The sequence below is a fragment of the Brevibacterium sanguinis genome (assembly GCF_039528855.1).
GTDB classification, from domain to species: domain Bacteria; phylum Actinomycetota; class Actinomycetes; order Actinomycetales; family Brevibacteriaceae; genus Brevibacterium; species Brevibacterium sanguinis.
The window spans coordinates 37,359-60,793 of record NZ_BAAAMB010000010.1 but is presented as its reverse complement, the minus strand read 5'-3'; the positions used below and the strand labels follow the sequence as shown (position 1 = coordinate 60,793).

Here is a 23,435-nt window from a genome sequence, read left to right as displayed (position 1 = left end):
CCCCCTCGGCGGCGGTGAACATCGCGATCCGCGCGCCCTCGGACCCGTCGACGGCGACGACGACCGGGCCGGTCGTGTCCCCGCGGTGCGCCGAATGGCGGGGGACGACGATCGTCGGGCAGTGGGCGTGCGGCGGCAGGGCGGTCGAGACCGACCCGAGCATGCGGCCCATGAAGCCGCCGCGTCCGCGGGCGCCGACGATGATGACATCGGCGTTGGCGCTGAGGTTGACGAGCACACCGGCGGCGTCGCCGGATTCGACGGCGTACGTCACCGGTCCGGGATGGTCGGCGAGGAGTTCGGCCGCCTCGGCGAGGGTCTTCTCCGCTGCCCGCATCGCGGCTTCGTCCTCGGGTTCGGACGGGATCGAGGCCATGTTCGGGTAGATCATCAGGGGCATCGTGAAGGCCGTGACGACGGTGAGGGGAACGTCGCGGTGCAGCGCCTCGGCGGCGCCGTAGCGCAGGGCAAGGGCTGCGAGCTCGGATCCGTCGAAGCCGACGAGGACGCCGAGGTTGTCGGTGAGTCCGGAATCGGAGGCGCGGGTGTCGGTCGGGCGGGCCTCGGCCGGGTTCGCGGCGGACGAGCGGGAGTCAGCAGTCATGGCAGTCCTTCCATCGGGGCCTGACCAACCCTGACGGGGACGACGGCCCCGAAAACCGTGTGCCGTCCTCGTCGCCCTCAGTGTACCCAAGTGTTTTCTACAACGTGTAGAAGACCGCGAGGCGGACGGATTCCTCTCGCGTGCGGCGCGTGCCCACGGCCGCGGCGCGGGCCCACGACCTGCGCCCGAGGGGTGCCTCAGACGGCGAAGCCGAGGTAGCTCAGGGCTGAGCGGATGATGTGCTCCTGGCCGTGGGAGAGCTCGGCGACGATGTCGGAGCGCAGCGCCTCGGTGGGGGTGAGCCAGTCGAGGCTGAGCGCATCGGCACGCGGGGTGCACTCGCCGCGGACCTCCATGACGAAGCACATCGAGATCGCGTGCTGGCGCGGGTCGTGGAGGAGCGAGGTGCCCTCGGTGGGGAAGTACTCGGCGATGTGGAACGGGGCGATGGCCGGCGGGACGACGGGCAGCGCCATCGGGCCGAGATCGTTCTCGGCATGCCGGAGCAGGGCCTGCCGGATGCTCTCGTGGTAGCGGATGCGTCCGCCGACGACCTCGCGGCCCAGGGTGCCGTCGTCGAGGCGGCGCAGCAGGAGGCCGATCTGCTCGACGTCCCCGGCCTCGCCGACGCGGACCGGAATGGCATTGACATAGGGGATGGGGAGACGGCGGCGAAGCTGGGCGAACTCGTTGTCGTCGAACCAGTTCTCGTCGAAGTCGAGGGCAGTGCGGGTCATATCCCGATTGTGTCACAGTTCACCCCGCCGGGCGGCGGTCGCGGGCCTGCTCGGGCGGCGGTCGCGTGCCTGCTCGGGCAGGGTCGTCACCACCGGTTCCCGCCTCCCGGCACGGCCCGCCCACCTCGGCGTTCGTCTGCCCGGCCACCCGGGGTGGTGTCGGGCGTCACCGCTCGGGTAAAGTATCTTGATGTCAAGATAAAACTCTGGCCGGGCCCGCGGACGCAGCAGTGACGTGGCCTACAGTTGAGACAACCATTCCCCAGGCCTGCAGCGGTCGCGACATGGCCAGCGGCGGTCAAGGACGATTGAAGGGATTGCCCATGATTGATCATGAAGTCCGTACCCACAAGAGCTCAGAGAACCTGGCTCGTGAAGACCAGCTCGCCTGGAAGATCGCAGAAGTCGCCTCCGACACCACCCCCGTCGATGCCGATGTCACTGAGATGGTCATCAACCGCGTCATCGACAACGCCGCCGTCGCGGCCGCCTCGGTCAACCGGTCGGCGCCCACCCATGCCCGCGAACAGGCGCAGGCGCACCCGTACACCCCCGGCGCCACGATCTTCGGTCTGCCGCTGGGCGACCGCTTCTCCCCGGAATGGGCGGCCTGGGCCAACGGCGTGGCCGTGCGCGAACTCGACTTCCACGACACCTTCCTCGCCGCCGAGTACTCCCACCCCGGTGACAACATCCCGCCGGTCCTCGCCGTCGCCCAGCACATGGGCATCGCCGGTCCCGACCTCATCAACGGCATCGCCACCGGCTACGAGATCCAGGTCGACCTCGTCAAGGGCATGAGCCTGCATCAGCACAAGATCGACCACGTCGCCCACCTCGGGCCCTCGGCCGCCGCAGGCATCGGCGCGATGCTCCACCTGCCCACCGAGGTGACCTTCCAGGCGATCCAGCAGGCCCTGCACGTGACGACGGCGACCCGCCAGTCGCGCAAGGGCGAGATCTCCTCGTGGAAGGCCCACGCTCCGGCGTTCGCCGGCAAGATGGCCGTCGAAGCCGTCGACCGCGCGATGCGCGGCGAGGGTGCCCCCAACCCCATCTACGAAGGCGAGGACGGCTTCATCGCCTGGATCCTCTCCGGCCCCGAGGCCCGCTACACGATCCCGCTGCCGGCCAAGGGCGAGGCCAAGCGCGCGATCCTCGACACGTACACGAAGGAGCACTCCGCCGAATACCAGGCGCAGGCGCTCATCGACCTCGCGCGCAAGCTCGGCGGGGAGATCGAGGATCTCACGAAGATCAAGCGGATCGTCATCCATACCTCCCACCACACCCACAACGTCATCGGCACCGGCGCCAGCGATCCGCAGAAGATGGATCCGCAGGCCAGCCGCGAGACCCTCGACCACTCGATCATGTACATCTTCGCCGTCGCGCTCGAGGACCGCGGCTGGCACCACGAGGACTCCTACACCCCCGAGCGCGCCGCGCGCCCGGAGACGGTGGAGCTCTGGCACAAGATCGAGACGACCGAGGACCCGGAGTGGACCCGCCGCTACCACTCGACCGATCCGAACGAGAAGGCCTTCGGCGGTCGCGTGGAGATCGAGTTCGAGGACGGCTCGACGCTGACCGACGAGATCGCCGTCGCCGACGCCCACCCGCTCGGCGCCCGCCCGTTCGTCCGGGAGAACTACGTCGAGAAGTTCCGCACCCTGTCCGAGGGCATCCTCACCGACACCGAGCAGACCCGCTTCCTCGACCTCGCCGAGAACCTCGAGAGCCTCGACGCCGCCGGTGTCGGCCAGCTCAGCTTCACCGTCGAGGGCCTCACCCACAGCGGATCGAAGGGGATCTTCTGATGCTCGGCGCGACCGCGACCCCGGCCGAGCGCCGGAAGCAGTTCCGCGACCTCCTCGCCGGCAGCGAGATCGTCCAGTTCCCCGGCGCGATCAACCCGCTCAACGCGCAGATCATCGAGCAGACCGGGTTCGAGGGCGTCTACATCTCCGGAGGCGCGTTCTCCGCGGCCATGGGACTGCCCGACATCGGACTGACCACGCTGTCCGAGGTGGCCGACCACGGCCGGGCGATCGCGCGGGTGACGAACCTGCCGACGTTCATCGACGCCGACACCGGGTGGGGCGAGGCGATGAATGTCGCCCGCACCGTCCAGGAGTTCGAGGACGCCGGTCTCTCCGGCATGCACCTCGAGGATCAGGTCAATCCGAAGCGGTGCGGCCACCTCGACGGCAAGGAGGTCGTGACGACGGGCGAGATGAATCAGCGCATCGCCGCCGCCGTCCGGGGCCGCCGGGACGAGAACTTCGTCATCTGCGCCCGCACCGACTCCCGCGCCGGTGAGGGTCTTGACCGGGCGATCGACCGGGCGAAGGCCTACGCCGACGCCGGGGCCGACATGATCTTCCCCGAGGCCATGCGGGACCTCAGCGAATTCGAGCGCTTCGCCGCGAGCGTCGACGTGCCGATCCTGGCGAACATGACGGAGTTCGGCAAGAGCGAGCTCTTCACGACCCAGCAGCTCGCCGACGTCGGGGTGAAGATGGTGATCTACCCGGTCACGACCCTGCGTCTGGCCATGGGTGCGATCACGTCGGGGCTGCAGACGATCCGGGACGAGGGGACTCAGGTCAGCCTCGTCGACCGGATGCAGACCCGCGCGGACCTCTACGACACCATCGACTACGCCGCGTACAACGAATTCGACTCGGCCGTATTCAACTTCTCACAGGAGGGTCACCAGTGACCGAAGAAATCAAGAAGGGACTCGCCGGCGTCGTCGTCGACACCACCGCGGTCTCGAAGGTAGTCCAGGAAACGAACTCGCTCACCTACCGGGGCTACCCGGTGCAGGAGCTGGCGGCCAAGCGCAATTTCGAGGACGTCGCCTACCTCATCTGGAACGGCGAACTGCCCACCGAGGAGCAGCTGGCGGAGTTCAAGGCCCGCGAGCACGCCCAGCGTGAGATCTCGCCCGAGCTCGTCGACATCATCCTCGGCCTGCCCAAGGACGCCCACCCGATGCACGTCGTCCAGACGGCGGTCGCCTACCTCGGCGCCGTCGACCCGGATGCGGACACGGAAGGGGAGGAGGCCAACCTCGAAAAGGCGGAGCGCCTCTACGCGCAGCTGCCGACGATCGTCGCGATCGACCACCGGCGCCGGCACGGCCTTGACCCGGTCGCCCCGACCACTGACCTCGACTACGCCGCGAACTTCTTCAAGATGGTCTTCGACGAGGTGCCCGCCGAGGAGGTCGTGCGCAGCTTCGACATCTCGATGATCCTCTACGCCGAGCACTCGTTCAACGCCTCGACGTTCACCGCACGGGTCATCACTTCGACGACCTCCGACCTCTACTCCGCGGTCGCCGGAGCCGTCGGGGCGCTCAAGGGACCGCTGCACGGCGGGGCGAACGAAGCGGTCATGGCGATGCTCGAAGAGGTCGGCACCGCCGACCGGGCGTCGGCGTGGATCGACGATGCGCTGGCGCGCAAGGCGAAGATCATGGGCTTCGGCCACCGCGTCTACAAGAACGGCGACTCGCGCGTGCCGACGATGCGCAAGGCGTTCGAGGACATGGCCGCGGTCAAGGGCGCGAACGATCTGCTCGACCTCTACAACACCTTCGAAGAGGATTTCGTCTCCCGCAAGGGCATCTACCCCAACCTCGACTACCCCTCGGGGCCGGCGTACCACCTCATGGGCTTCGACACCGATCAGTTCACGCCGATCTTCGTCATGTCCCGCATCACCGGGTGGACGGCGCACATCCTCGAGCAGCAGGCGAACAACGCCCTCATCCGTCCGCTGAGCGCGTACGACGGCGAGCCGCAGCGCGAAGTCCCCGACGCCAGGGGCTGAGCATGAGCGCGGACGAGCCCTATCGTCCGACCGCACTCGAGGGTTTCGACTTCACCGTCACCGGTGGGGTCGGAACCCTCGTTCTCACTCGGACGGACAAGCGCAATGCGCTCTCGCGCGCGATGTGGCGCGCCCTGCCGGAGATCATCGCCGGCGTCGACGCCGATGACTCGATCGGCGCGCTCATCATCACCGGTGCCGGCGGTCACTTCTCCGCGGGCTCCGACATCGCCGACCTCGACGTGCCCATCGCCGATTTCTGGCAGCTCAACTCCGCCGCCGAGGCGGCCGTGGCGGGCTCCCGGACCGTGACGATCGCGGCGATCGAAGGCAACTGCGTGGGCGGGGGCACGGAGATCGCCGCGGCCTGCGACATCCGCATCGCCGCCCCCGGGTCGACGTACGGGGTGACCGCGGCCAAGCTCGGCCTCGTCTACCCGCCCGGGCCCACCGAGAGTCTCGCCCGGGTCCTCGGGGACGCGTGGGCCAGGTACCTGCTGCTCACCGCCTCGATCGTCGACTTCGACCAGATGCACCGGCTCGGGTTCTTCCATGAGGTCACCGAGGTGCCCCTGCGTGCCGCGCAGGCGCTGGGGGAGCGGGTCGCCGGTCTCTCCCGGCTCAGCCAGCTCGGGGCGAAGTCCGTCCTCGGCGGCACGCTCTCCGACGACGTCGCACCGCCTCGGTGGCTCGATGAGGCGTACCGGGCGGAGATCGCACGCGGACAGGAGGCGTTCTTCGCCAAGCGCGCCCCTGAGTTCGGGTTCGCCGCAGGCGACTGGCAGGACTGAGGACGCGGCCGCCTGGCGGGGTCAGCGCAGGCCGATCTGCGGGATACACTGAGCCAATGCGCCTCGCAGTCCTCGATATCGGTTCCAACAGCGTCCACCTCCTCGTCGTCGACGCTCATGTCGGGGCACCCCCGCTGCCGGCGACCTCGCACAAGGAGGTCCTCCGGCTCGCCGAGTACCTCCGGCCCGACGGGTCGATCGACGACGCCGGTCAGCAGCGGCTGCGGGACTTCGTCGCCGAGGCGGTCGAGATCGCCGAGGACCAGGGCGCCGAGCAGATCCTCGCGTTCGCCACCTCGGCGGTCCGCGACGCCCCCAATGGGGAAGCGCTCATCGACTCGATCAGCGCGCAGCTCGGGGTCACCCTCAACGTCATGTCCGGCAGGGACGAGGCGCGCGTGACGTTCCTCGCCGCCCGCCGCTGGTTCGGCTGGTCGGCCGGCAAGATCCTCCTCCTCGACATCGGCGGCGGTTCGCTCGAGATCGCGGCGGGCCAGGACGAGTACCCGCAGGCGGCCGTGTCCGTGCCGCTGGGCGCCGGACGCACGTACGCCGACTTCATCCCCGACCCGATCCCGACGCCCGAGGACATCCACCGGCTGCGGAAGTACGCGCGCTCCCAGATCGGCCGGATCGCCGGAGACATCAACCGCGTCGGCACGCCCGACCACGTCGTCGGGTCCTCGAAGACGTTCCGCTCGCTCGCCCGGATCGCCGGCGCCGCCCCGAGCGGCGACGGAATCTACGTGCCCCGCAAGCTCTTCCGCCGCGACCTGCCCGGCATCATCGACACCCTGTCCAGTCGCACCCCCGAGCAGCGTGCGACGCTGCCCGGCGTCTCCGAGGCCCGTGCCGGCCAGGTGCTCGCCGGAGCCATCGTCGCCGAGGCGGCCTTCACGATCTTCGACGTCTCCGTCATGAGCATCTCCCCGTGGGCGCTGCGCGAGGGCATCATCATGCGCAAACTCGACTTGCTGGATTCCGCGGAGGCCACCTCGGCGATGCGCGCAGCCGCGGATTAGGTCACGGTTCGACACCGCTTTCGACAATGGCCGGAATCACCCTCGCAGCGGTTCACATTTGTCTCCGCCGCCTGCTAGCTTGAGATTACCGGCCGGTCACCTCTCGGCCGTATCTCGAACGGGGCCTCTCGCCCCGAGCTCTGGAGGCATGACGGCAATGCGAAACGGCGAGCTATCCCCCTCGTTCCGTGAAGAGTCCCTGTCCGCGATGGCGGCCACGACGCCCGAGGATCCGCTCGACGTCTTCGTCGTCGGCGGCGGGGTCACCGGGGCCGGCGCCGCCTTCGACGCGGCCACCCGCGGACTCAAGGTCGGCGTCGTCGACGCCCACGACTGGGCCTCGGGCACGTCGTCCCGCTCGTCGAAGCTCATGCACGGCGGTCTGCGCTACCTCGAGATGCTCGACTTCAAACTCGTCGCCGAGGCGCTCAAGGAACGCGACCTGCTGCTCACGCACACCGCACCCCACCTCGTCGAACCCGTCGCCTTCGTCTTCCCGTTCGAACACCGCCTCATCGACCGGGCCTTCATCGGCTCCGGCGTCCTCCTCTACGACACGATGGCGACCCGGCCCGGCCGCAAGCGCGCCGTGCCCATGCACCGCCACCTGGGCAAGAAGACGCTGAGCGCGCACTTCCCGGGACTCGCCGACGACGCCGCGGTGGGCGCGCTCGAATACTACGACGCGAAGGTCGACGACGCCCGCTTCGTCATGACCCTCGTGCGCTCGGCGGCGAGCTTCGGGGCCGCGGCGGCCAACCACGTCTCCGTCATCGACTACCTCCACGACGGCGACCGCGTCATCGGCGTGCGCGCCCGCGACGGCATCTCCGGCCGCGAGTTCGACGTCTACGCCCGCCGCACCATCCTCGCCGGGGGAGTGTGGACCGAACAGCAGCAGGACCTCGCGAAGGCCGACGCCGGGCTCAAGGTGCTCGCCTCGAAGGGCGTGCACATCACCGTCGACCAGGACAAGATCAAGGCCGACCCGGACACCGGCATCATCTCGAAGACGGAGAAGTCCGTCCTCTTCGTCATCCCCTGGGACGGCTACTGGGTCATCGGCACCACCGACACCCCGTGGAAGGAGGACGTCGCTGCCCCCGTGGCGACCTCCGACGACATCGACTATCTCCTCGAGCACGCGAACGCGATCCTCGAGAACAAGCTCACCCGCGACGACGTCATCGGCGTGTACTCGGGTCTGCGCCCGCTCCTGCAGCCGGTGCAGAAGGACGGCGAGGCCTCGACGAAGGTCTCCCGCGAGCACACCGTCATGGAGGTCGAGCCCGGGCTGTCGGCGATCGCCGGCGGCAAGTTCACGACCTATCGGGTGATGGCCGAGGACGTCGTCGACTTCGCCCTCGGCGAGGACGCGAAGGACCGGACGTCCCTGACGGAGTCCGTGCCGCTCATCGGCGCCCAGGGCGTCGGCGCGGTGCGCCGCGGACAGGCGAGCATCGCCGAGCGCTACGGCTGGGACGAGACCCGGGTCAAGCGGCTCATCCGCCGCTACGGCACCCTGCTCGAAGACCTCCTCGACCTCATCGACGACAACCCCGAACTCGGGCAGCCGCTGCCGGGAGCCGACCGCTACCTCGGCGCCGAAGCCCATTACGCCGCCAGCTGCGAAGGCGTCGTCCACCTCGACGACGTCCTCGAACGTCGGATGCGGCTCAACTACGAGGTCCGCGACCGGGGGCGGGCCGCCGCCGCACCGGTGGCCGAGATCGTCGCTGAGGTCCTCGGCTGGGACGCCGAGCGCGTCGCCTCAGAGATCGCCGCCTTCAACGCCCACGTCGACGCCCAGGTCGCCGCCGAGTCGACGCACGACGACGCCGCGGCCGCAGCCCTGGTCGAAGCCAGCTGGGGGACCCGCTAGCCCGTTCCATCCCCATCTCAACAAAGGAGTTCACACACAATGGGACAGATAGGCACAATCCTCCTCCATGAGACGGCGGGCACGGCAATGCTGCTGCTGCTCGGCGTCGGCGTCGTCGCGAACGCCATCCTCGCGAAGACGAAGGGCAACGGCGGCGGCTGGCTGATGATCTCGTTCGGCTGGGGCCTCGCGGTCTTCGCCGGCGTCTACGTCGCCTACAAATCCGGCGCGCACCTCAACCCGGCAGTGACGCTGGGCATCCTCGCCAGCGGCGCCGACCAGTACGCCCCGGGCATCGACATCACGGTCGGCACGACGTTCGCCTACCTCATCGCGCAGCTCGTCGGCGCCACCATCGGTGCGATCCTCGCCTGGCTCGTCTACAAGAAGCACTACGACGCAGAGGGCGAACCGGGCAACATCCTCGGCACATTCTCCACCGGCCCCGAAGTCCGCAGCTACGGCTGGAACGTCGTCGCCGAGGTCATCGGCACCTTCGTCCTCGTCTTCATCATCCTCCTCTTCGGCGGCACGCCGAGCGGACTGGGACCCCTGGCCGTGGCTCTCGTCGTCGTCGTCATCGGCGCCTCCCTCGGCGGACCCACCGGCTACGCGATCAACCCGGCCCGCGACCTCGGACCGCGCATCGCGCACACGATCCTGCCGATCCCGAACAAGGGCAGCTCCGACTGGGGCTACGCGTGGGTGCCGATCGTCGGCCCCATCCTCGGCGGTGTCATCGCGGGCCTCGTCTCGCAGGCATTCATCTGAAGCCGTGCCCAACCGCGCCAGGCCGTGACATGCTAGAGGGCAACTGGTGCACCCACCCACTCAAGAGCGGTGCCCACCGGCACTGATCGGACACAGGAGTCTCCATGAGCCAGGACAAGTACATCCTCGCGATCGACCAGGGAACCACCTCGTCCCGGGCGATCGTCTTCAACCACGACGGGCAGATCGTCTCGAGCGGCCAGCTCGAGCACGAGCAGATCTTCCCCCGCGCCGGCTGGGTCGAGCACGACCCGAAAGAGATCATCCGCAACACCACCGAGGCGATCGGCCAGGCGCTCTCGCGGGCCAACATCAACCGCCACCAGCTCGAAGGCGTCGGCATCACCAACCAGCGCGAGACGACCCTGGTGTGGAACAAGAACACCGGCGAGCCCGTCTACAACGCGATCGTCTGGCAGGACACGCGCACCCAGAAGATCGCCGACGAACTCGGCGGCGAGGAGGGTGCCGACAAGTACAAGGACCGCGTGGGCCTGCCGCTGGCGACGTACTTCGCGGGACCGAAGGCGAAGTGGATCCTCGACAACGTCGACGGCGCCCGGGAAGCCGCCGAGGCCGGTGACCTCCTCTTCGGGACGATGGACACGTGGGTGCTGTGGAACCTCACCGGCGGAGTCAACGGCGGCGTCCACGTCACCGACGTCACGAACGCCTCGCGGACGATGCTGATGAACATCGATACCCTCGACTGGAATGCCGACATCGCCGCGGACATGGGCATCCCGATGTCGATGCTGCCGGAGATCAAGTCGTGCTCGGAGATCTACGGCTACGGCGCGAAGAACACGCTGCTCATCGACACCCCGATCTGCGGCATCCTCGGCGACCAGCAGGCGGCGACGTTCGGGCAGGCCTGCTTCGAGAAGGGGCAGGCGAAGAACACGTACGGCACCGGCAACTTCATGCTCATCAACACCGGCACCGAGCCGGTGGCGAGCAAGAACGGCCTGCTCACGACCGTGGCCTACAAGATCGGCGAGGACGACGCCGTCTACGCCCTCGAGGGCTCGGTGGCCGTGACCGGCTCGCTCGTCCAGTGGATCCGCGACAACCTCGGACTCATCAAGGACGCCCCCGAGGTCGAGGTGCTCGCCAAGCAGGTCGAGGACAACGGCGGCTGCTACATCGTGCCCGCGTTCTCCGGCCTCTTCGCCCCGCACTGGGAGTCCGACGCCCGCGGCGTCATCGTCGGCCTCACCCGGTACGTCAACAAGAACCACATCGCCCGGGCCGCGCTCGAGTCGGTGGCGTTCCAGTCCCGTGAGGTCCTCGACGCGATGAACCTCGACTCCGGCGTCGAGCTCACCGAGCTCAAGGTCGACGGCGGCATGGTCGCGAACGAGACGCTCATGCAGTTCCAGGCCGACCTCCTCGGCGTGCCCGTCATCCGCCCCGAGGTCATCGAGACCACGGCGCTGGGAGCCGCGTATGCGGCGGGCATCGCCGTGAAGTTCTGGAACGGCGAGGAGGACGTGAAGAAGAACTGGCACGAGGACAAGCGCTGGGTGCCGGAGATGGACGACGAGACCGTCGCCCGCGTCTACCGCCTGTGGAACAAGGCCGTCGACAAGTCGAAGGGCTGGGTCGACGAGGACGTCGAGGAGCTCTACGGCTGACAGCCGCGCCGTTCGAGTCGCCTTCTGGGCGCTCAGCCACCCCGCTGCGGGTGGCTGGGCGCCCTTCGCTTTGCCGCGCCGAGGCGGTCGGGCTCAGAGGTCGGCGATGAAGACCCGTTCGGGGAGCGGGGGAGAGTTGTGGGTGTGGGTGATGTCCGTGCGCTGCCACCCGTGCTTGGCGTAGAAGCGCATGGCCCGCTCGTTGCCCTCGGCGACCATGAGGTAGGCGCGGACGAAGCCGTCGGCCCGCAGCTCGTCCTCGAGCCGATGGAAGAGCACCGAGGCGACCCCGGTGCCGAAGGCGGCCGGGTCGAGATTGATGTGGGCGAGCTGGCCGAGACGGTCGGTGGTCGGGAGCCGATCGAGCACCTCGGCGGGGTCCCGGGGCGCACTGACGCCGCCGAACCCGAGGACCCGACCCGCAGCCTCGACGACGAAGTTCCGGACGCGGTTGTCGGGCGTGCTCAGCGCCTGCACCCAGTTCGCCGCGAAGTCGGCCGGATCGAGCCCGGCGAGGAACTCCGCCGACATGATCCCGGGGTAGGCGGCGCGCCACGCGGCGACGTGGATCTCGCCGAGGCGGGGCGCATCGTCGAGATGCGCCGGGCGCACGATCGGTTCGCTCATGCGCTCACCCTAGCCGAGCGGCGCGACGCGGACGGGGAGGGGCGCAACCGACTGTGAGGGAAACCGGAGCCGCAGGCGCGGCGATGAGGACTAGACTGACGAGAGTGAGCAAGGCGAAGAAGACGAAGCCGGGACGAAAGGTCCTCACCGCGAAGAACTCTGCGCGGTCGAACTCTCGGCGGCACCGGGAGTACTTCGCGACGAACGCGGTCTACGACCACGACACCCACCATGTCTCCGACCATCCCATCCGGGTGGGCCTCTCGTCGTCCTCGGTCTCCCCGATGACCGTCGAGGAGACGTTCACGCAGGCCGCCGCGATCGGCTACGACGGCGTCGAGATCATGGTCACCCACAATGCCGAGACCCGCGACGTCGACCTCATCAACGGCCTCGCCGCCGACACCGGCCTCGAGGTGATGTCGCTCCACGCGCCCACCCTGCTCTTCCTGCCGCGCGTGCTCCACAAGGACCATTGGGAGAAGCTGCGGATCACGGCGAACCTCGCCCGTGAGGTCGGCGCGACCACCGTCGTCCTCCACCCGCCCTTCCGCTGGCAGGGCGCCTACGCCCGCGGCTTCGTCGACGGCGTCCGCAAGGTCACCGAGGAGACCGGTGTCGTCCTCGCCGTGGAGAACATGTACCCGTGGCGGGCCGGGGTCAGGGAGATCCTCGTCTACTACCCCGACTGGAACCCGCTCGACGAGGACTACGACGCTCTGACCTTCGACTTCTCCCATGCCTCGACGGCGGGTATGAACGCTCGCGACACCGTCGCCGAGATCTTCCCCCGCCTGCGCCACGTCCACCTCACCGACGGATCCGGATCGCTCAAGGACGAGCACCTCGTGCCCGGCGCCGGAACGATGCCCGTGGCCGAGACGCTCCAGTACCTCGCGAAGCACAACTGGTCCGGCGATGTCGTCCTCGAGGTCAACACGCGATTCGTCGCGAAGAAGTCGACGCGGGAGCAGATGCTCGCCGATTCGCTCGCCTTCGCCCGGCAGCACCTCGGCCTCAACGGCGCGAACGGAAAGAACCCGGCGAGCCCGATCGGACCGGAGCGCACCGGCTCGGGGTCGGACTCAGCCCCCGCAACCGGGACCGGACGCCGTGACGGCGGGGCCGCCTCGGCGCGGGACAACGTCCGTGAAGACGCCCGCTGACACAGCCCGCTGACCCTGCGGTTCTCCCTGCCGGGACCGTGCCCGGTACGATACTCAGCGGCACGAATGCCCGCACCAGCACCGCACGAAAGGCAGGTCCTCATGACCACGATCGCATCCATCGGCACGGGAAACATGGGCACGGCGCTCATCACGGGGATCCTCACCGCGGACCCGAGCATCGAGGTGCGGGCGACGACGCAGTCGGCCGCCTCGGCGCAGACGCTCGCTGCGGCCCTGCCGGACGCCGTGGTCACCTCCGTCGAGGAGAACCCCGAGGCCAATCGGGAGGCGGTCGCCGGCGCGGACTTCGTCTTCCTCGGCGTCAAGCCGTGGATGATGGCCGAGACCCTGCGAGAGCTCGCCCCCGCCCTGTCCCCGGACTCGGTGCTCGTGTCGATGGCCGCGGGCGTGGCCGCCGCCGACCTTAAGAAGCTGGCACCCGGCAGTCCGATCGTGCGGATCATGCCGAACACCCCGAGCTCGATCGGGTACGGCGTCATCGCGCTCGCCCCTGCCCCCGGCGTCGACCCGACGGCCACGGCCACCCTGCGCACGCTGCTGTCCGGAGCCGGCCTCGTCGTGCCGCTGGCAGAAGCGGAGATCCCCGCGATGACCGGGATCTCCGGGTCCGGCGTCGCGTACTTCTTCCTCCTCGCCGAGGCGATGATCGAGGCCGGAGTCACGCTCGGTCTCACCGCGGAGACGGCGGCGAAGATGGTCGTCGCCACCGCCGACGGCGCCGGCCGGCTGCTCGCGGACAACCCGGACCCCGCCGTCCTGCGTCAGGCCGTGAGCAGCAAGGGCGGGACGACGCTGGCGGCGCTCAACACATTCATCGACGCCGGGATCTTCGACATCACCGAGGCGGCCGTGACCGCCGCCGCGGACCGGTCGCTGGAGATGGAGCGGGAGAACGCCGCCGCGATCGACGGCTGAGACCCTTTACGGCAGCGCGCCCGCCGAGCGGGCGATCGACACCGCCTCGTGCCTGCTGCGGGCCGAGAGCTTGACCATCGCCGTGTTGAGATAGGACTTCACGGTCGACTCCCGCAGTCCGAGCGCCTCGGCGATCCGCGCATTCGACCACCCGAGCGCGACGTGGGAGAGGATGTCGGTCTCCCGCGGGGCGAGCGTCACCGCGGGGGCCGGCGTCGGCGCGGACTCCGGACTGTGGCCGGAGAGGATGTCGGCGAGCCTGGCCTCGATCGTCGTCAGCCGCTCCCGCGTCACCTCGTCGGAGACGTCCGAGCGGAGCGCCCGCAGCTCGGCGAACGTATGGCGCAGAGCCTCCCGGCTCGAGGCGTCGAGGTCGGCATACGGCGCCGGCGCGGGAGCCGCCGGGACGGCCGGTTCGGCACGCAGCGCCCCGTGGCCGATGCGCCCGAGGTCGACGGACAGCTGGCGCACCCGACGCACGAGGTCACCGGTCTGCGGGGCCGCCTCGGTGAAGGCCTTCCGGTGTCCGCAGTAGACCATGCCCGTCACCTCGCCGCCGAGCAGGGTCGGCACCGCGATGAGGACCTGGATGCCCTCGCCGAGGATGACCTCGTCGTAATGGTGGGTGATGAACGGATCGATCTCGTAGTCGCGGGTCAGCTGGGGTGTGCCCTCGGTCAGGGCACGTCCGCCGAGGCCCCGACCGGTGCTGACGATGAGCGAGGCGAGACCGTTCTCGCCCGCCCCGGCGACCGCTTCGACGGTGACGGCACCCTCCTCGACGAGCCCGCCGAACACGACGTCGCCGGTGCCGTTCGCGTGGAGGGAGTCGACCGCCTCGGCGAAGAGACGGCGGGATTCGGATCTGCGCGCCCGAGCTTCCTTGGCCATGACGTTCATGGGAATACGCTACCAACTTTCGGTGGTATTACCCAGGACCGAGCGGACGATAGGTTGACAATGTGTGATTCAGACCACTGACGCTCGAACCACATCTGAAATGGAGAAACGATGTCCGATCCGACGCCGACTCGGGTGGATTTCCTCGCTGAAGAGGACAATCCCGAATTCAAGGCCCTCAAGCGCAAACGATTCTCAGTGGTGATCCCGCTGTCGATCGCCTTCCTCGCGTGGTATTTCCTCTACGTCATCCTCAGCACGTACGCGCACGACTTCATGTCGACGAAGGTGATCGGGGAGATCAACATCGGACTCGTGCTCGGGCTTCTGCAGTTCGTCACGACCTTCGCGATCACGATGTTCTACGTCTCGTTCGCCAACAACAAGCTCGACCCACCGGCCGCTGCCATCCGTGAGCGCCTCGAGCAGGAATCGGAAGGAGCGAAACGATGATCGAGTTCCTCGCCCAAGCGACCACCGAGGTGGAGAACAACCCCGTCCTCAACATCACGATCTTCGCCGCGTTCGTCGCGGTCACGCTCTTCATCGTGCTGCGGGCCAGCCGCAACAACAAGACCGCCTCGGACTACTACGCCGGCGGCCGGTCCTTCAGCGGGCCGCAGAACGGCTTCGCGATCTCCGGCGACTACCTCTCGGCGGCGTCGTTCCTCGGCATCTGCGGGGCGATCGCCGTCAACGGCTACGACGGGTTCCTCTACTCGATCGGCTTCCTCGTCGCGTGGCTCGTCGCCCTCCTCCTCGTCGCCGAGCTGATGCGCAACACCGGCAAGTTCACGATGGCCGATGTGCTCTCGTTCCGTCTCAAACAGCGTCCGGTGCGGATGGCCGCGGCGATCTCGACGCTCGCCGTGTGCTTCTTCTACCTGCTCGCGCAGATGGCCGGCGCCGGCGGACTCGTCTCCCTGCTCATGGGCATCGACGGGAAGCTCGGGCAGTCGCTCGTCATCGCCGTCGTCGGGGCGCTGATGATCCTCTACGTCCTCGTCGGCGGCATGAAGGGCACGACGTGGGTGCAGATCGTCAAGGCGGTCCTCCTCATCGCCGGTGCCGGAGCGATGACGATCTGGGTGCTCGCACTCAACGGGTTCAACCTCTCGACGCTGCTGTCGAACGCCGTCGACAATGCCGCGGCCGGCGTGGGAGAGGGGATCCTCAATCCCGGGCTGCAGTACGGGGCGAACCCGCTCGACTTCATCTCGCTCGCACTCGCCCTCGTCCTCGGCACCGCGGGTCTGCCGCACGTGCTCATGCGCTTCTACACCGTGCCCACCGCGCGGGAGGCTCGGAGGTCCGTGGTCTGGGCGATCTGGCTCATCGGCGCATTCTACCTCTTCACGCTCGTCCTCGGCTACGGGGCGGCGGCGATCGTCGGCGCCGATGCGATCCAGAACGCGCCGGGCGGCGTGAACTCGGCTGCGCCGCTGCTCGCCCTGCAGCTCGGTGGGCCGCTGCTCATGGGCTTCATCTCCGCGGTGGCGTTCGCGACGATCCTCGCCGTCGTCGCCGGTCTCGCGATCACTGCAGCGGCTTCGTTCGCCCATGACATCTACGCGAGCGTCATCAAGAAGGGCAAGGTCGAAGACCCCGACGCCGAGGTGAAGATCGCCCGCCGCACCGTCGTCGTCATCGGCGCGGTCGCCATCCTCGGCGGCATCGGGGTGCAGGGTCAGAACATCGCGTTCCTCGTCGCCCTCGCGTTCGCCGTGGCCGCGAGCGCGAACCTGCCGACGATCATCTATTCGCTGTTCTGGCGTCGGTTCACCACCCGCGGTGCCGTGTGGTCGATCTACGGCGGGCTCGGTTCGGCGATCATCCTCATCGCGTTCTCACCCGTTGTCTCCGGGTCCGAGACCGCGATGATCCCGGGCGCCGACTTCGCGATCTTCCCCCTGTCGAACCCCGGCATCATCTCGATCCCGCTCGGGTTCATCCTCGGATGGCTCGGCTCGATCACCGACAAGACGGTGGAGAGTCCGGAGCTGGCAGCGGAGATGGACGTCCGCGCCCACACCGGATTCGGCGCCGAGGCGGCCGTCGAGCACTGACGGTCCGTCCGCTGGGCACGCGCTCAGTCCGAAACGCGGTGCGCCGCCCCACAAGTGGGGCGGCGCGCTGGCGTCGCTGGTCGGTGGCTCGGCCTCGCAGAAGTGCTCCGGCGCACTCAACGTCGTCATGCAGGCCGAAAGTGCACGCGCGGGCGAGACGTTCGCACTGCCTCGGCGACACGCGCCCTCTGTCGGCGAGAAGTGAATCTGCAGGCAACCAGTCGATGGGCAATTCGATCTTTGGCCGTCACCTGGGGTGTGTCGCCTCCGGGCTCGACGTGCCGCGCCGCTGGACTGCGGCGGTCATCGGGTGACGAAGCTGCGCAGCGCGGGACATTGCCCGAACAGTTTGGTCGCGAAGGCCTCGAGGTCGAGGACCTCCTGGAAATTCACGCGGATGACGGTGTAGCCGAGCGCGGTCAGCCGGTTCTGCTGCTCGGTCTCCTTCTTCATCAGCGCAAAGCCGTGGTCGACGTACTTCGAGACACCGTCGATGAGGACGATGACTTTCGCTTCACGGTGCATGAAATCGACGCGGGCGACGAACCGATCGCCGTCCCAGACCACCACCTGGGGTTCGAACCCCTCGATGCGAAGGATGAGGAAGTTGTGCCGACCGCGGCTCTCGGCGTAGCTCTCGGACAGCGCGCTGACCTGGTCGACGAGTCGGATCGCCCGCGAACGGTGGGTGGTCATGCGCTCGGCGGTGGGTCGCAGAATCGTGTCGATGACCTGTTGGCTGCGGTCGGCGATGTCCGGCGGATAGCCGAACCGCGCGGCCGCGTCGGCGGCGTTGTCCGAACCGAAGACTGCCTGGCGGACGACCGTGTCCAAGGCGGCCAGTGCCGCGGACTCGCCCATCTGCGGGATGAGTTCGAGGGCGGCTCGCGCAGGGCTGGTGAGAATCAGCTTGCCGATCGTTACGGTGTCGCCAACGGGGACTGTGCGGGCGACGCGGGTGAGCAGCGGACCCCGATGGCGCGCCGACGGGTGGGCGACGACGATGCGGTTGAGGTGCGGCCGGTAGAGGGGGAGGTTGTGGAAGACCGCGGATGACACCCCGATGAGCACATCCTCGGCGCGGAAATGCGGATACGACGAGATCCGAATCTTTCCCATCAGCACGGCGAACTCCGGGTCGTCAGCAAGGGAACCCTGTCGACGGTCGTCGTTGCGCTGGATCCACTCGTCATCGGTGATGAGCGTTCGGATCCGCGCATGGCGGGGTTCGGCACAGCGCCGCACGATCGTGTAGACGCCGAATGACAGTTTGGTGAGGCAGCAGGACTGCGCCTCCTTGACGAGCGGACTGGTCAATCCGGCGGCTCTGAGCTGGGCGGTGCGAACGACGTTGTACATGCGCATCAGGGTTGCGCCTCTCCGCTCTCACGACAAGGGTGGATTTTCAGGCTGTGGACAGCGTTCGGGCGTCCACAGGAGAATGCGCTGAAGTCCGGACCTTGTGATACTCCCTCCTATGCCACCCAGTCGCTTGGGGCCGAAATCCCATCTGCAGTCGCAATTCCCCTTCACAGAGCGGAACGCGCGGCTTACAGGAGTGAGGAATTGCGCAACGATCAGAATGCGAAGCGCATTCCGTGCGCCGTGGAATAGCCGAAACAGGGGCGAATAGGGACACGTTGTCCACAGGCCGGTGAACGCGAGATCGGGTGTCGGTGTCGTGTGACAGGCGCCGATCGTCCGCGGTGCGACACGCGTTGTCGCATAGGTTGTGTCGGCCAGAAATCCTGACGTGCTCGACTAGTTCCCGCGCAATTTCACTTTTGGCAGACAATTGCGGAAGCCGCGAAATTTCTCGCCCGCGCCAGTGCTTTTGGCAGGCAGAATGACGTTTCGTCACCGGCACCGCCGCGCAGAGCAGTCGATGGCAGCGCCACCCGTCGAATGGTCGACGGCAACCGACGCCGCCACCGTTTCAGGCAGCCAGCGCCACCCGGCACGCAACCGTTGCCACCAGCCCCGCCCCCTACGGCCGCCCGGCGAAGCGGCTGAGGAGTTCGACGTTGCCGGCGACGATGAGGAGGTCCTGTTTGCCGACGCGGGTCGTCGGTTCGGCGTAGGTGAAGTCGCGGCCGGGGCTCTTGATGCCGACGATCGTCACGCCGTACTTCTCGCGGACCTTCGCCTCGGCGAGGGTGAAGCCCTGGATCTCCCGCGGGGGACGCATCTTCACCACCGCGAAGTGGCCCTCGTCGAACTCGATGTACTCCATCATCCGGGAGCTCACGAGGTGCGCGACGCGGATGCCCGCATCGGACTCCGGGTAGAGCACATGGTGGGCGCCGATGCGGTGGAGGATCTTGCCGTGGGCGGGCGAGATCGCCTTCGCCCAGACCTGCGCGACCCCGAGGTCGACGAGGTTCGCCGTCGTCAGCACGCTCGCCTCGATCGACGTGCCGATGCCGACGACCGCGGTCTGGAAGTCCGCGGCACCGACCTGGCGGAGGGCGTCGATGTTCGTCGAATCGGCCTCGACGACGTGGGTGAGCTTTCCGCTCCAGTCCTTGACGAGCTCCGGGTTGTGCTCGATCGCCATGACCTCACGCCCCAGGCGGGTGAGCGTGACCGCCGTCGCCGACCCGAAGCGTCCGAGTCCGATGACGAGGATTGCGGAGTTCTCGTTAGCCAACGACGGGCCTTTCTTCGGGGTAGCGGTAGAGGCGCACGGAGTCCTGCATCGACAGGGCTGCGGCCAGTGTAATCGTACCGAGGCGTCCGATGAGCATGAGCACGGACAGACAGTACAGCGCCGGTTCCGACGCCGAGGCGGACACCCCGGCGCTCAGGCCCACGGTGCCGAACGCGGAGATCACCTCGAAGAGCACCCGGTCGAGCGGCTCATCGGTGATCTGGAGCATGACGAGCGTGCCGACGAAGACGATCGCGGCGCCGGTGAGGAGGACGGAGATCGAGAGTTTGATCGTCGAGGCGGTCAGCCGGCGGTTGAAGACGTTGACCTCGGCGAGACCGCGCGCCTCGGCGAAGGCGGCGAGGAAGAGGACGGCGACGGTCGTGACCTTGATGCCGCCGGCCGTCGACGACGACCCGCCGCCGATGAACATCATGACGTCCATGAGCAGGTGCGAGGCCTGGCTCATGTCGGCGATCTCCATCGTCGCGAACCCGCCCGAGCGCGGCATCACCGCCATGAAGAGGACCTCGACGAAGGTGTGGCCGGCGTTCTTGTCCCCGAGCGTCGCCGGATTCGCCGACTCGAAGAGGAGGAGGAAGAGGAACCCGACGGCGAGGACGATCGTCGTCGTCGTCAGCGTGAGCTTCGTGTGCAGGTCCCATTTGCTCGGCTTGTTCCAGTTCATCGCGATCATCAGCACGACGGGGAACCCGAGCGCCCCGACGAACACGCCGATCATGATGAGCGAGAGGATCCACGGGTCCTCCGCGAAGTAGGCGGCCCCGCCCGGGTGGATCGTGAAGCCGGCGTTGTTGAACGCCGAGATCGCGTAGAACACGGAGTACCACAGCGAGTCCCCGACGCTGTCGCCGCGCATGAGGAAGCGGGGGAAGAGGAGGACGGCGAGCACCGCCTCGGCGGTGAGGATGGTGATGAACACCGTCTTGAGGAGGGTGCCGACCTGACCCAGATTGAGCGCCGAGGTGGCCTGCTGGGCGATGAGGCGCTGCCGGACGCCCAGCCGCCGCGAGACCGCCATGCCCAGCAGCGAGGCGAGGGTGAGGATGCCGAGACCGCCGACCTGGATGCCGGCGGTGATGACGGAGATGCCGAAGTCCGACCAGTAGTCCTCGGTGACGACCGGGGTCAGTCCGGTCACGCAGACGGCGGAGACGGCGACGAAGATCGCGTTGGCGATGTGCTCCGAGGTCGAGACCGACCCGGGTTCGCGCATGCTCGCCGGGAGCATGAGGAGGAGGGCGAAGACTGCCACGACGGCGATGAACGAGACGATCGCCAGGCGGGCCGGCGAGGCGACGGCGATGTCATCGACGAAGTCGCGGACCCAGCGCCCCGGACGCAGAAATCGGTCGAGGCGCTGCGGAGAATTCATGGACACAACCTCCATGGTAGGACGGACCGGGGCGAATCTCCGGAAGTGAGCCGCGCCATATAGCATTGGCCCATGGCCGATAGCGATGTCTATGTCGTCTGGGACGAGGCGGTGACCGGGTACAACTTCGGTCCCAGCCATCCCATGCACCCCCTGAGGCTCGACCTCACCGCGAAGCTCGCGATCGACTTCGAGCTCTTCGACGCCCCCCGCGTCCACGTCAACCCGATCGGCGACCTCGACGAGGCGGCCCTGTCCCGCGTCCACGACGACGACTACATCGCCGCGGTCAAGGCCGCCGGCAGCCCCGCCGGCGCCGACCCCGAGGTCGCCGAGCGCCACGGCCTGGGGACCGACGACGTCCCCGTGTTCGAGAACATGCACGCCGCCTCGGCGATGCTCTTCCAGGGCTCCGTCGACGCCGCCCGCGCGATCGTCTCCGGCGACTACCGGCGCGCGGTGAACTTCTCCGGCGGCATGCACCACGCGATGGCCGACAAGGCCAGCGGGTTCTGCGTCTACAACGACGTCGCCGGGGCGATCAACGAATTCCTCGACGCGGGATACGAGCGCATCGCCTACATCGACCTCGACGCCCACCACGGCGACGGCGTCGAGCAGCTCTTCTGGGACGACCCGCGCGTGCTGACGATCTCCATCCACGAGTCCGGGAAGTACCTCTTCCCCGGCACCGGCTACCCGGCCGACATCGGGGGACTGCGGGCGGCCGCCTCGGCGGCGAACATCGCCCTGCCCCCGCGGACGACCGACGAGGACTGGCTGCGGGCGTTCGACGGCACCGTGCCCGCGCTCATCGCCGCGTTCTCCCCGCAGATCATCGTCTCCCAGCACGGATGCGACGGTCACCGGATGGACCCGCTCACCCACATGCGCCTGTCCGTCGACGGGATGCGGGTGGCGACCGAACGCGTCCGTGCCCTGGCCGAGGAGCACGCCGGGGGCCGCTGGCTCTCGACCGGGGGAGGGGGCTACGCGATCATCGACGTCGTCCCGCGCGCATGGACGAACCTCATCGCGATCGCGGCGAACGCCGACCTCGACCCGGCCGCCCGGATCCCCGGCCGCTGGGCCCACTACGCGCAGACGAAGACCGGACGCGAGGCCCCGCTGTCGATGACCGACGGCTTCGACGGGACGTTCACCCCGTGGTCGCACGGCTTCGACCCGGAATCCGAGCTCGACCGCGCGGTCATGGGCACCCGGAAGAACCTCTTCCCGTTCTTCGGACTCGACCCGTACTTCGACTGATCCGCGCCCTTCCGGGCGCAGTTGAGGCCCCGCTGTGGATCTCGACACAGTTTTGGGAAAGAACGGGCCGGGGCGATAGAATTGCACGGTTAGTTCAAAGGGTGGGCAGCTGACGTTCACCTCCACCGACGATCACAAGGGGTACCCGCGTGGGCTCAGTCATCAAGAAGCGCCGGAAGCGTATGTCGAAGAAGAAGCACCGCAAGCTGCTTCGCAAGACTCGTCACCAGCGTCGCAACAAGAAGTAAGACCGCACGGTCCTACGCCCCCGCTCGAATCCCATTTCGGCGGGGTTTGTTGTCACCTTCGACTCAGGAGTGTGCCGTGGTCGGACTGACCTTCCTCACGCGCGCCGGATGCCATCTGTGCGCGACCGCGCAGGCAACCATCGCCGAGGTGGTGGCCGGCCGGGACGTCACCGTCACCGAGATCGACATCGACACCGATGAGGATCTGGCCGCGCAGTATGGCTGGGATGTTCCCGTGGTGCTCCTCGAAGGACGACAGCACAGCTTCCACCGGGTCGACCGGGACAGGCTGTCGCAGGCCCTGACCGCGCTGGGCGCCTGAGGCGCCCAACCGGTTCGCAGGCCTGAGGCAGCACGAGCAGATTGAAGGAGTGACACGTTCACGTGAGCGAGATTCTCTCCGCCGGCAGCATCGAGGGTGTCGTTCGCAAGGACGTCCCCGAGCGCGTCATCTCTCGACTCCCGATCTACCTGCAGGCGGTCGAGACGATCGCCGCGACCGGCCAGACCACCGTCTCCTCGGAGACCCTGGCGGCCCAGAGCGGCGTGTCTCCCGCGATCCTGCGCAAGGATCTCTCCCAGCTCGGCCGCTCCGGACGCCGCGGGGTCGGCTACTCGGCGCAGGACCTCGCCGCGACCCTGCGATCGTTCCTCGGTCTCGACCGGGCGCAGAACGTCGCGATCATCGGCGCCGGCCGCCTCGGCTCGGCCCTGGCCGACTATGCCGGCTTCCAGCGGCGCGGTCTGCGCCTGACGGCGATCTTCGACAGCGACGAGGGCAAGGTCGGCACGACGATCGGCGACCTCACCGTCTCCGCGATCGCCGACCTCGCCACGTGGGCCGACCCCATCGACCTCGTCGTCATGGCCGTGCCCGCCTCCGCGGC

General features: G+C 68.2%; 23 protein-coding genes. 16 read left to right on the top strand and 7 right to left on the bottom strand.

The genetic code is table 11. The annotated features are described in order from the left end of the window. Positions 1-604 (bottom strand): universal stress protein (locus tag ABD154_RS12230; RefSeq protein ID WP_344251360.1); only part of this gene is annotated, 604 nt, incomplete at its 3' end. Between the two features lie 197 nt (positions 605-801). After that, positions 802-1,341 carry a DUF4916 domain-containing protein gene (locus tag ABD154_RS12225; protein ID WP_198500740.1) on the bottom strand — a complete coding sequence of 180 codons (540 nt, stop codon included), beginning with the start codon at positions 1,339-1,341 and terminating at the stop codon, positions 802-804. A gap of 323 nt (positions 1,342-1,664) precedes the next feature. On the opposite strand from ABD154_RS12225, the gene ABD154_RS12220 reads away from it, so the two are divergent. From ABD154_RS12220 to glpK, 8 genes are all read left to right on the top strand, one after another. Then, the gene (locus tag ABD154_RS12220; protein WP_344251359.1) at positions 1,665-3,161 is read left to right on the top strand and encodes an MmgE/PrpD family protein; all 1,497 of its coding nucleotides are present in this window, start codon (positions 1,665-1,667) and stop codon (positions 3,159-3,161) included. Further along, positions 3,161-4,066, top strand: coding sequence for a methylisocitrate lyase (gene prpB, locus ABD154_RS12215; protein WP_344251358.1), 906 nt, complete (start codon positions 3,161-3,163; stop codon positions 4,064-4,066). Before ABD154_RS12220 ends, prpB begins: the two co-directional genes overlap by 1 nt. After that, on the top strand, positions 4,063-5,184 hold the full coding sequence (locus tag ABD154_RS12210) for a bifunctional 2-methylcitrate synthase/citrate synthase (RefSeq protein WP_344251357.1): 1,122 nt from the start codon (positions 4,063-4,065) through the stop codon (positions 5,182-5,184). The genes prpB and ABD154_RS12210 overlap by 4 nt, the downstream gene beginning before the upstream one ends. A gap of 2 nt (positions 5,185-5,186) precedes the next feature. After that, the gene (locus tag ABD154_RS12205) at positions 5,187-5,975 is read left to right on the top strand and encodes an enoyl-CoA hydratase/isomerase family protein (protein WP_344251356.1); all 789 of its coding nucleotides are present in this window, start codon (positions 5,187-5,189) and stop codon (positions 5,973-5,975) included. 56 nt (positions 5,976-6,031) lie between these two features. Then, entirely contained in the window at positions 6,032-6,997 is a 966-nt protein-coding gene (locus ABD154_RS12200) for a Ppx/GppA phosphatase family protein (RefSeq protein WP_344251355.1), read from the top strand. 148 nt (positions 6,998-7,145) lie between these two features. After that, positions 7,146-8,879 (top strand): glycerol-3-phosphate dehydrogenase/oxidase, encoded by a 1,734-nt coding sequence (locus tag ABD154_RS12195; RefSeq protein ID WP_425546730.1) that lies wholly within the window; start codon positions 7,146-7,148, stop codon positions 8,877-8,879. A 48-nt stretch (positions 8,880-8,927) separates the two neighbouring features. Then, positions 8,928-9,650, top strand: coding sequence for an MIP/aquaporin family protein (locus ABD154_RS12190; protein WP_198500905.1), 723 nt, complete (start codon positions 8,928-8,930; stop codon positions 9,648-9,650). A 104-nt stretch (positions 9,651-9,754) separates the two neighbouring features. Further along, positions 9,755-11,287 (top strand): glycerol kinase GlpK, encoded by a 1,533-nt coding sequence (gene glpK / locus ABD154_RS12185; RefSeq protein WP_344251352.1) that lies wholly within the window; start codon positions 9,755-9,757, stop codon positions 11,285-11,287. 93 nt (positions 11,288-11,380) lie between these two features. Here glpK and ABD154_RS12180 read toward each other — a convergent pair whose 3' ends face one another. Then, the gene (locus ABD154_RS12180; protein ID WP_344251351.1) at positions 11,381-11,914 is read right to left on the bottom strand and encodes a GNAT family N-acetyltransferase; all 534 of its coding nucleotides are present in this window, start codon (positions 11,912-11,914) and stop codon (positions 11,381-11,383) included. A gap of 104 nt (positions 11,915-12,018) precedes the next feature. On the opposite strand from ABD154_RS12180, the gene ABD154_RS12175 reads away from it, so the two are divergent. Together ABD154_RS12175 and proC are read left to right on the top strand one after the other, a co-directional pair. Further along, positions 12,019-13,080 carry a sugar phosphate isomerase/epimerase family protein gene (locus tag ABD154_RS12175; RefSeq protein ID WP_232623860.1) on the top strand — a complete coding sequence of 354 codons (1,062 nt, stop codon included), beginning with the start codon at positions 12,019-12,021 and terminating at the stop codon, positions 13,078-13,080. 102 nt (positions 13,081-13,182) lie between these two features. Then, on the top strand, positions 13,183-14,019 hold the full coding sequence (proC, locus tag ABD154_RS12170; RefSeq protein ID WP_198500750.1) for a pyrroline-5-carboxylate reductase: 837 nt from the start codon (positions 13,183-13,185) through the stop codon (positions 14,017-14,019). A 6-nt stretch (positions 14,020-14,025) separates the two neighbouring features. Here the strand turns inward: proC and ABD154_RS12165 are convergent, their stop codons facing one another. After that, entirely contained in the window at positions 14,026-14,919 is an 894-nt protein-coding gene (locus ABD154_RS12165; RefSeq protein ID WP_198500751.1) for a helix-turn-helix transcriptional regulator, read from the bottom strand. Positions 14,920-15,030: 111 nt separating this feature from the next. Between ABD154_RS12165 and ABD154_RS12160 the strand changes: the two genes are divergently transcribed. Both ABD154_RS12160 and ABD154_RS12155 read left to right on the top strand, forming a co-directional pair. Next, complete coding sequence (locus tag ABD154_RS12160; RefSeq protein WP_198500752.1) at positions 15,031-15,372, top strand: DUF485 domain-containing protein; 342 nt, start codon at positions 15,031-15,033, stop codon at positions 15,370-15,372. Beyond that, positions 15,369-16,985, top strand: a complete 1,617-nt coding sequence (locus tag ABD154_RS12155) for a solute symporter family protein (protein ID WP_198500753.1) — start codon at positions 15,369-15,371, stop codon at positions 16,983-16,985. Before ABD154_RS12160 ends, ABD154_RS12155 begins: the two co-directional genes overlap by 4 nt. Before the next feature lie 303 nt (positions 16,986-17,288). Here the strand turns inward: ABD154_RS12155 and ABD154_RS12150 are convergent, their stop codons facing one another. The 3 genes from ABD154_RS12150 to ABD154_RS12140 all read right to left on the bottom strand — a co-directional run bounded on the left by ABD154_RS12150 (position 17,289) and on the right by ABD154_RS12140 (position 21,031). Continuing rightward, on the bottom strand, positions 17,289-18,344 hold the full coding sequence (locus tag ABD154_RS12150) for a DUF559 domain-containing protein (RefSeq protein ID WP_198500754.1): 1,056 nt from the start codon (positions 18,342-18,344) through the stop codon (positions 17,289-17,291). Positions 18,345-18,972: 628 nt separating this feature from the next. After that, positions 18,973-19,635, bottom strand: a complete 663-nt coding sequence (locus tag ABD154_RS12145) for a potassium channel family protein (protein WP_198500755.1) — start codon at positions 19,633-19,635, stop codon at positions 18,973-18,975. Beyond that, complete coding sequence (locus tag ABD154_RS12140) at positions 19,628-21,031, bottom strand: TrkH family potassium uptake protein (protein WP_232623861.1); 1,404 nt, start codon at positions 21,029-21,031, stop codon at positions 19,628-19,630. The genes ABD154_RS12145 and ABD154_RS12140 overlap by 8 nt, the downstream gene beginning before the upstream one ends. A gap of 72 nt (positions 21,032-21,103) precedes the next feature. On the opposite strand from ABD154_RS12140, the gene ABD154_RS12135 reads away from it, so the two are divergent. The 4 genes from ABD154_RS12135 to ABD154_RS12120 all read left to right on the top strand — a co-directional run. Beyond that, positions 21,104-22,300, top strand: a complete 1,197-nt coding sequence (locus ABD154_RS12135; protein ID WP_137825356.1) for an acetoin utilization protein AcuC — start codon at positions 21,104-21,106, stop codon at positions 22,298-22,300. Positions 22,301-22,449: 149 nt separating this feature from the next. Further along, positions 22,450-22,548 (top strand): 30S ribosomal protein bS22, encoded by a 99-nt coding sequence (locus ABD154_RS12130; RefSeq protein ID WP_005504750.1) that lies wholly within the window; start codon positions 22,450-22,452, stop codon positions 22,546-22,548. A 76-nt stretch (positions 22,549-22,624) separates the two neighbouring features. Beyond that, on the top strand, positions 22,625-22,870 hold the full coding sequence (locus ABD154_RS12125) for a glutaredoxin family protein (RefSeq protein ID WP_137825357.1): 246 nt from the start codon (positions 22,625-22,627) through the stop codon (positions 22,868-22,870). Between the two features lie 62 nt (positions 22,871-22,932). Beyond that, positions 22,933-23,435 (top strand): redox-sensing transcriptional repressor Rex (locus tag ABD154_RS12120; protein WP_344251350.1); only part of this gene is annotated, 503 nt, incomplete at its 3' end.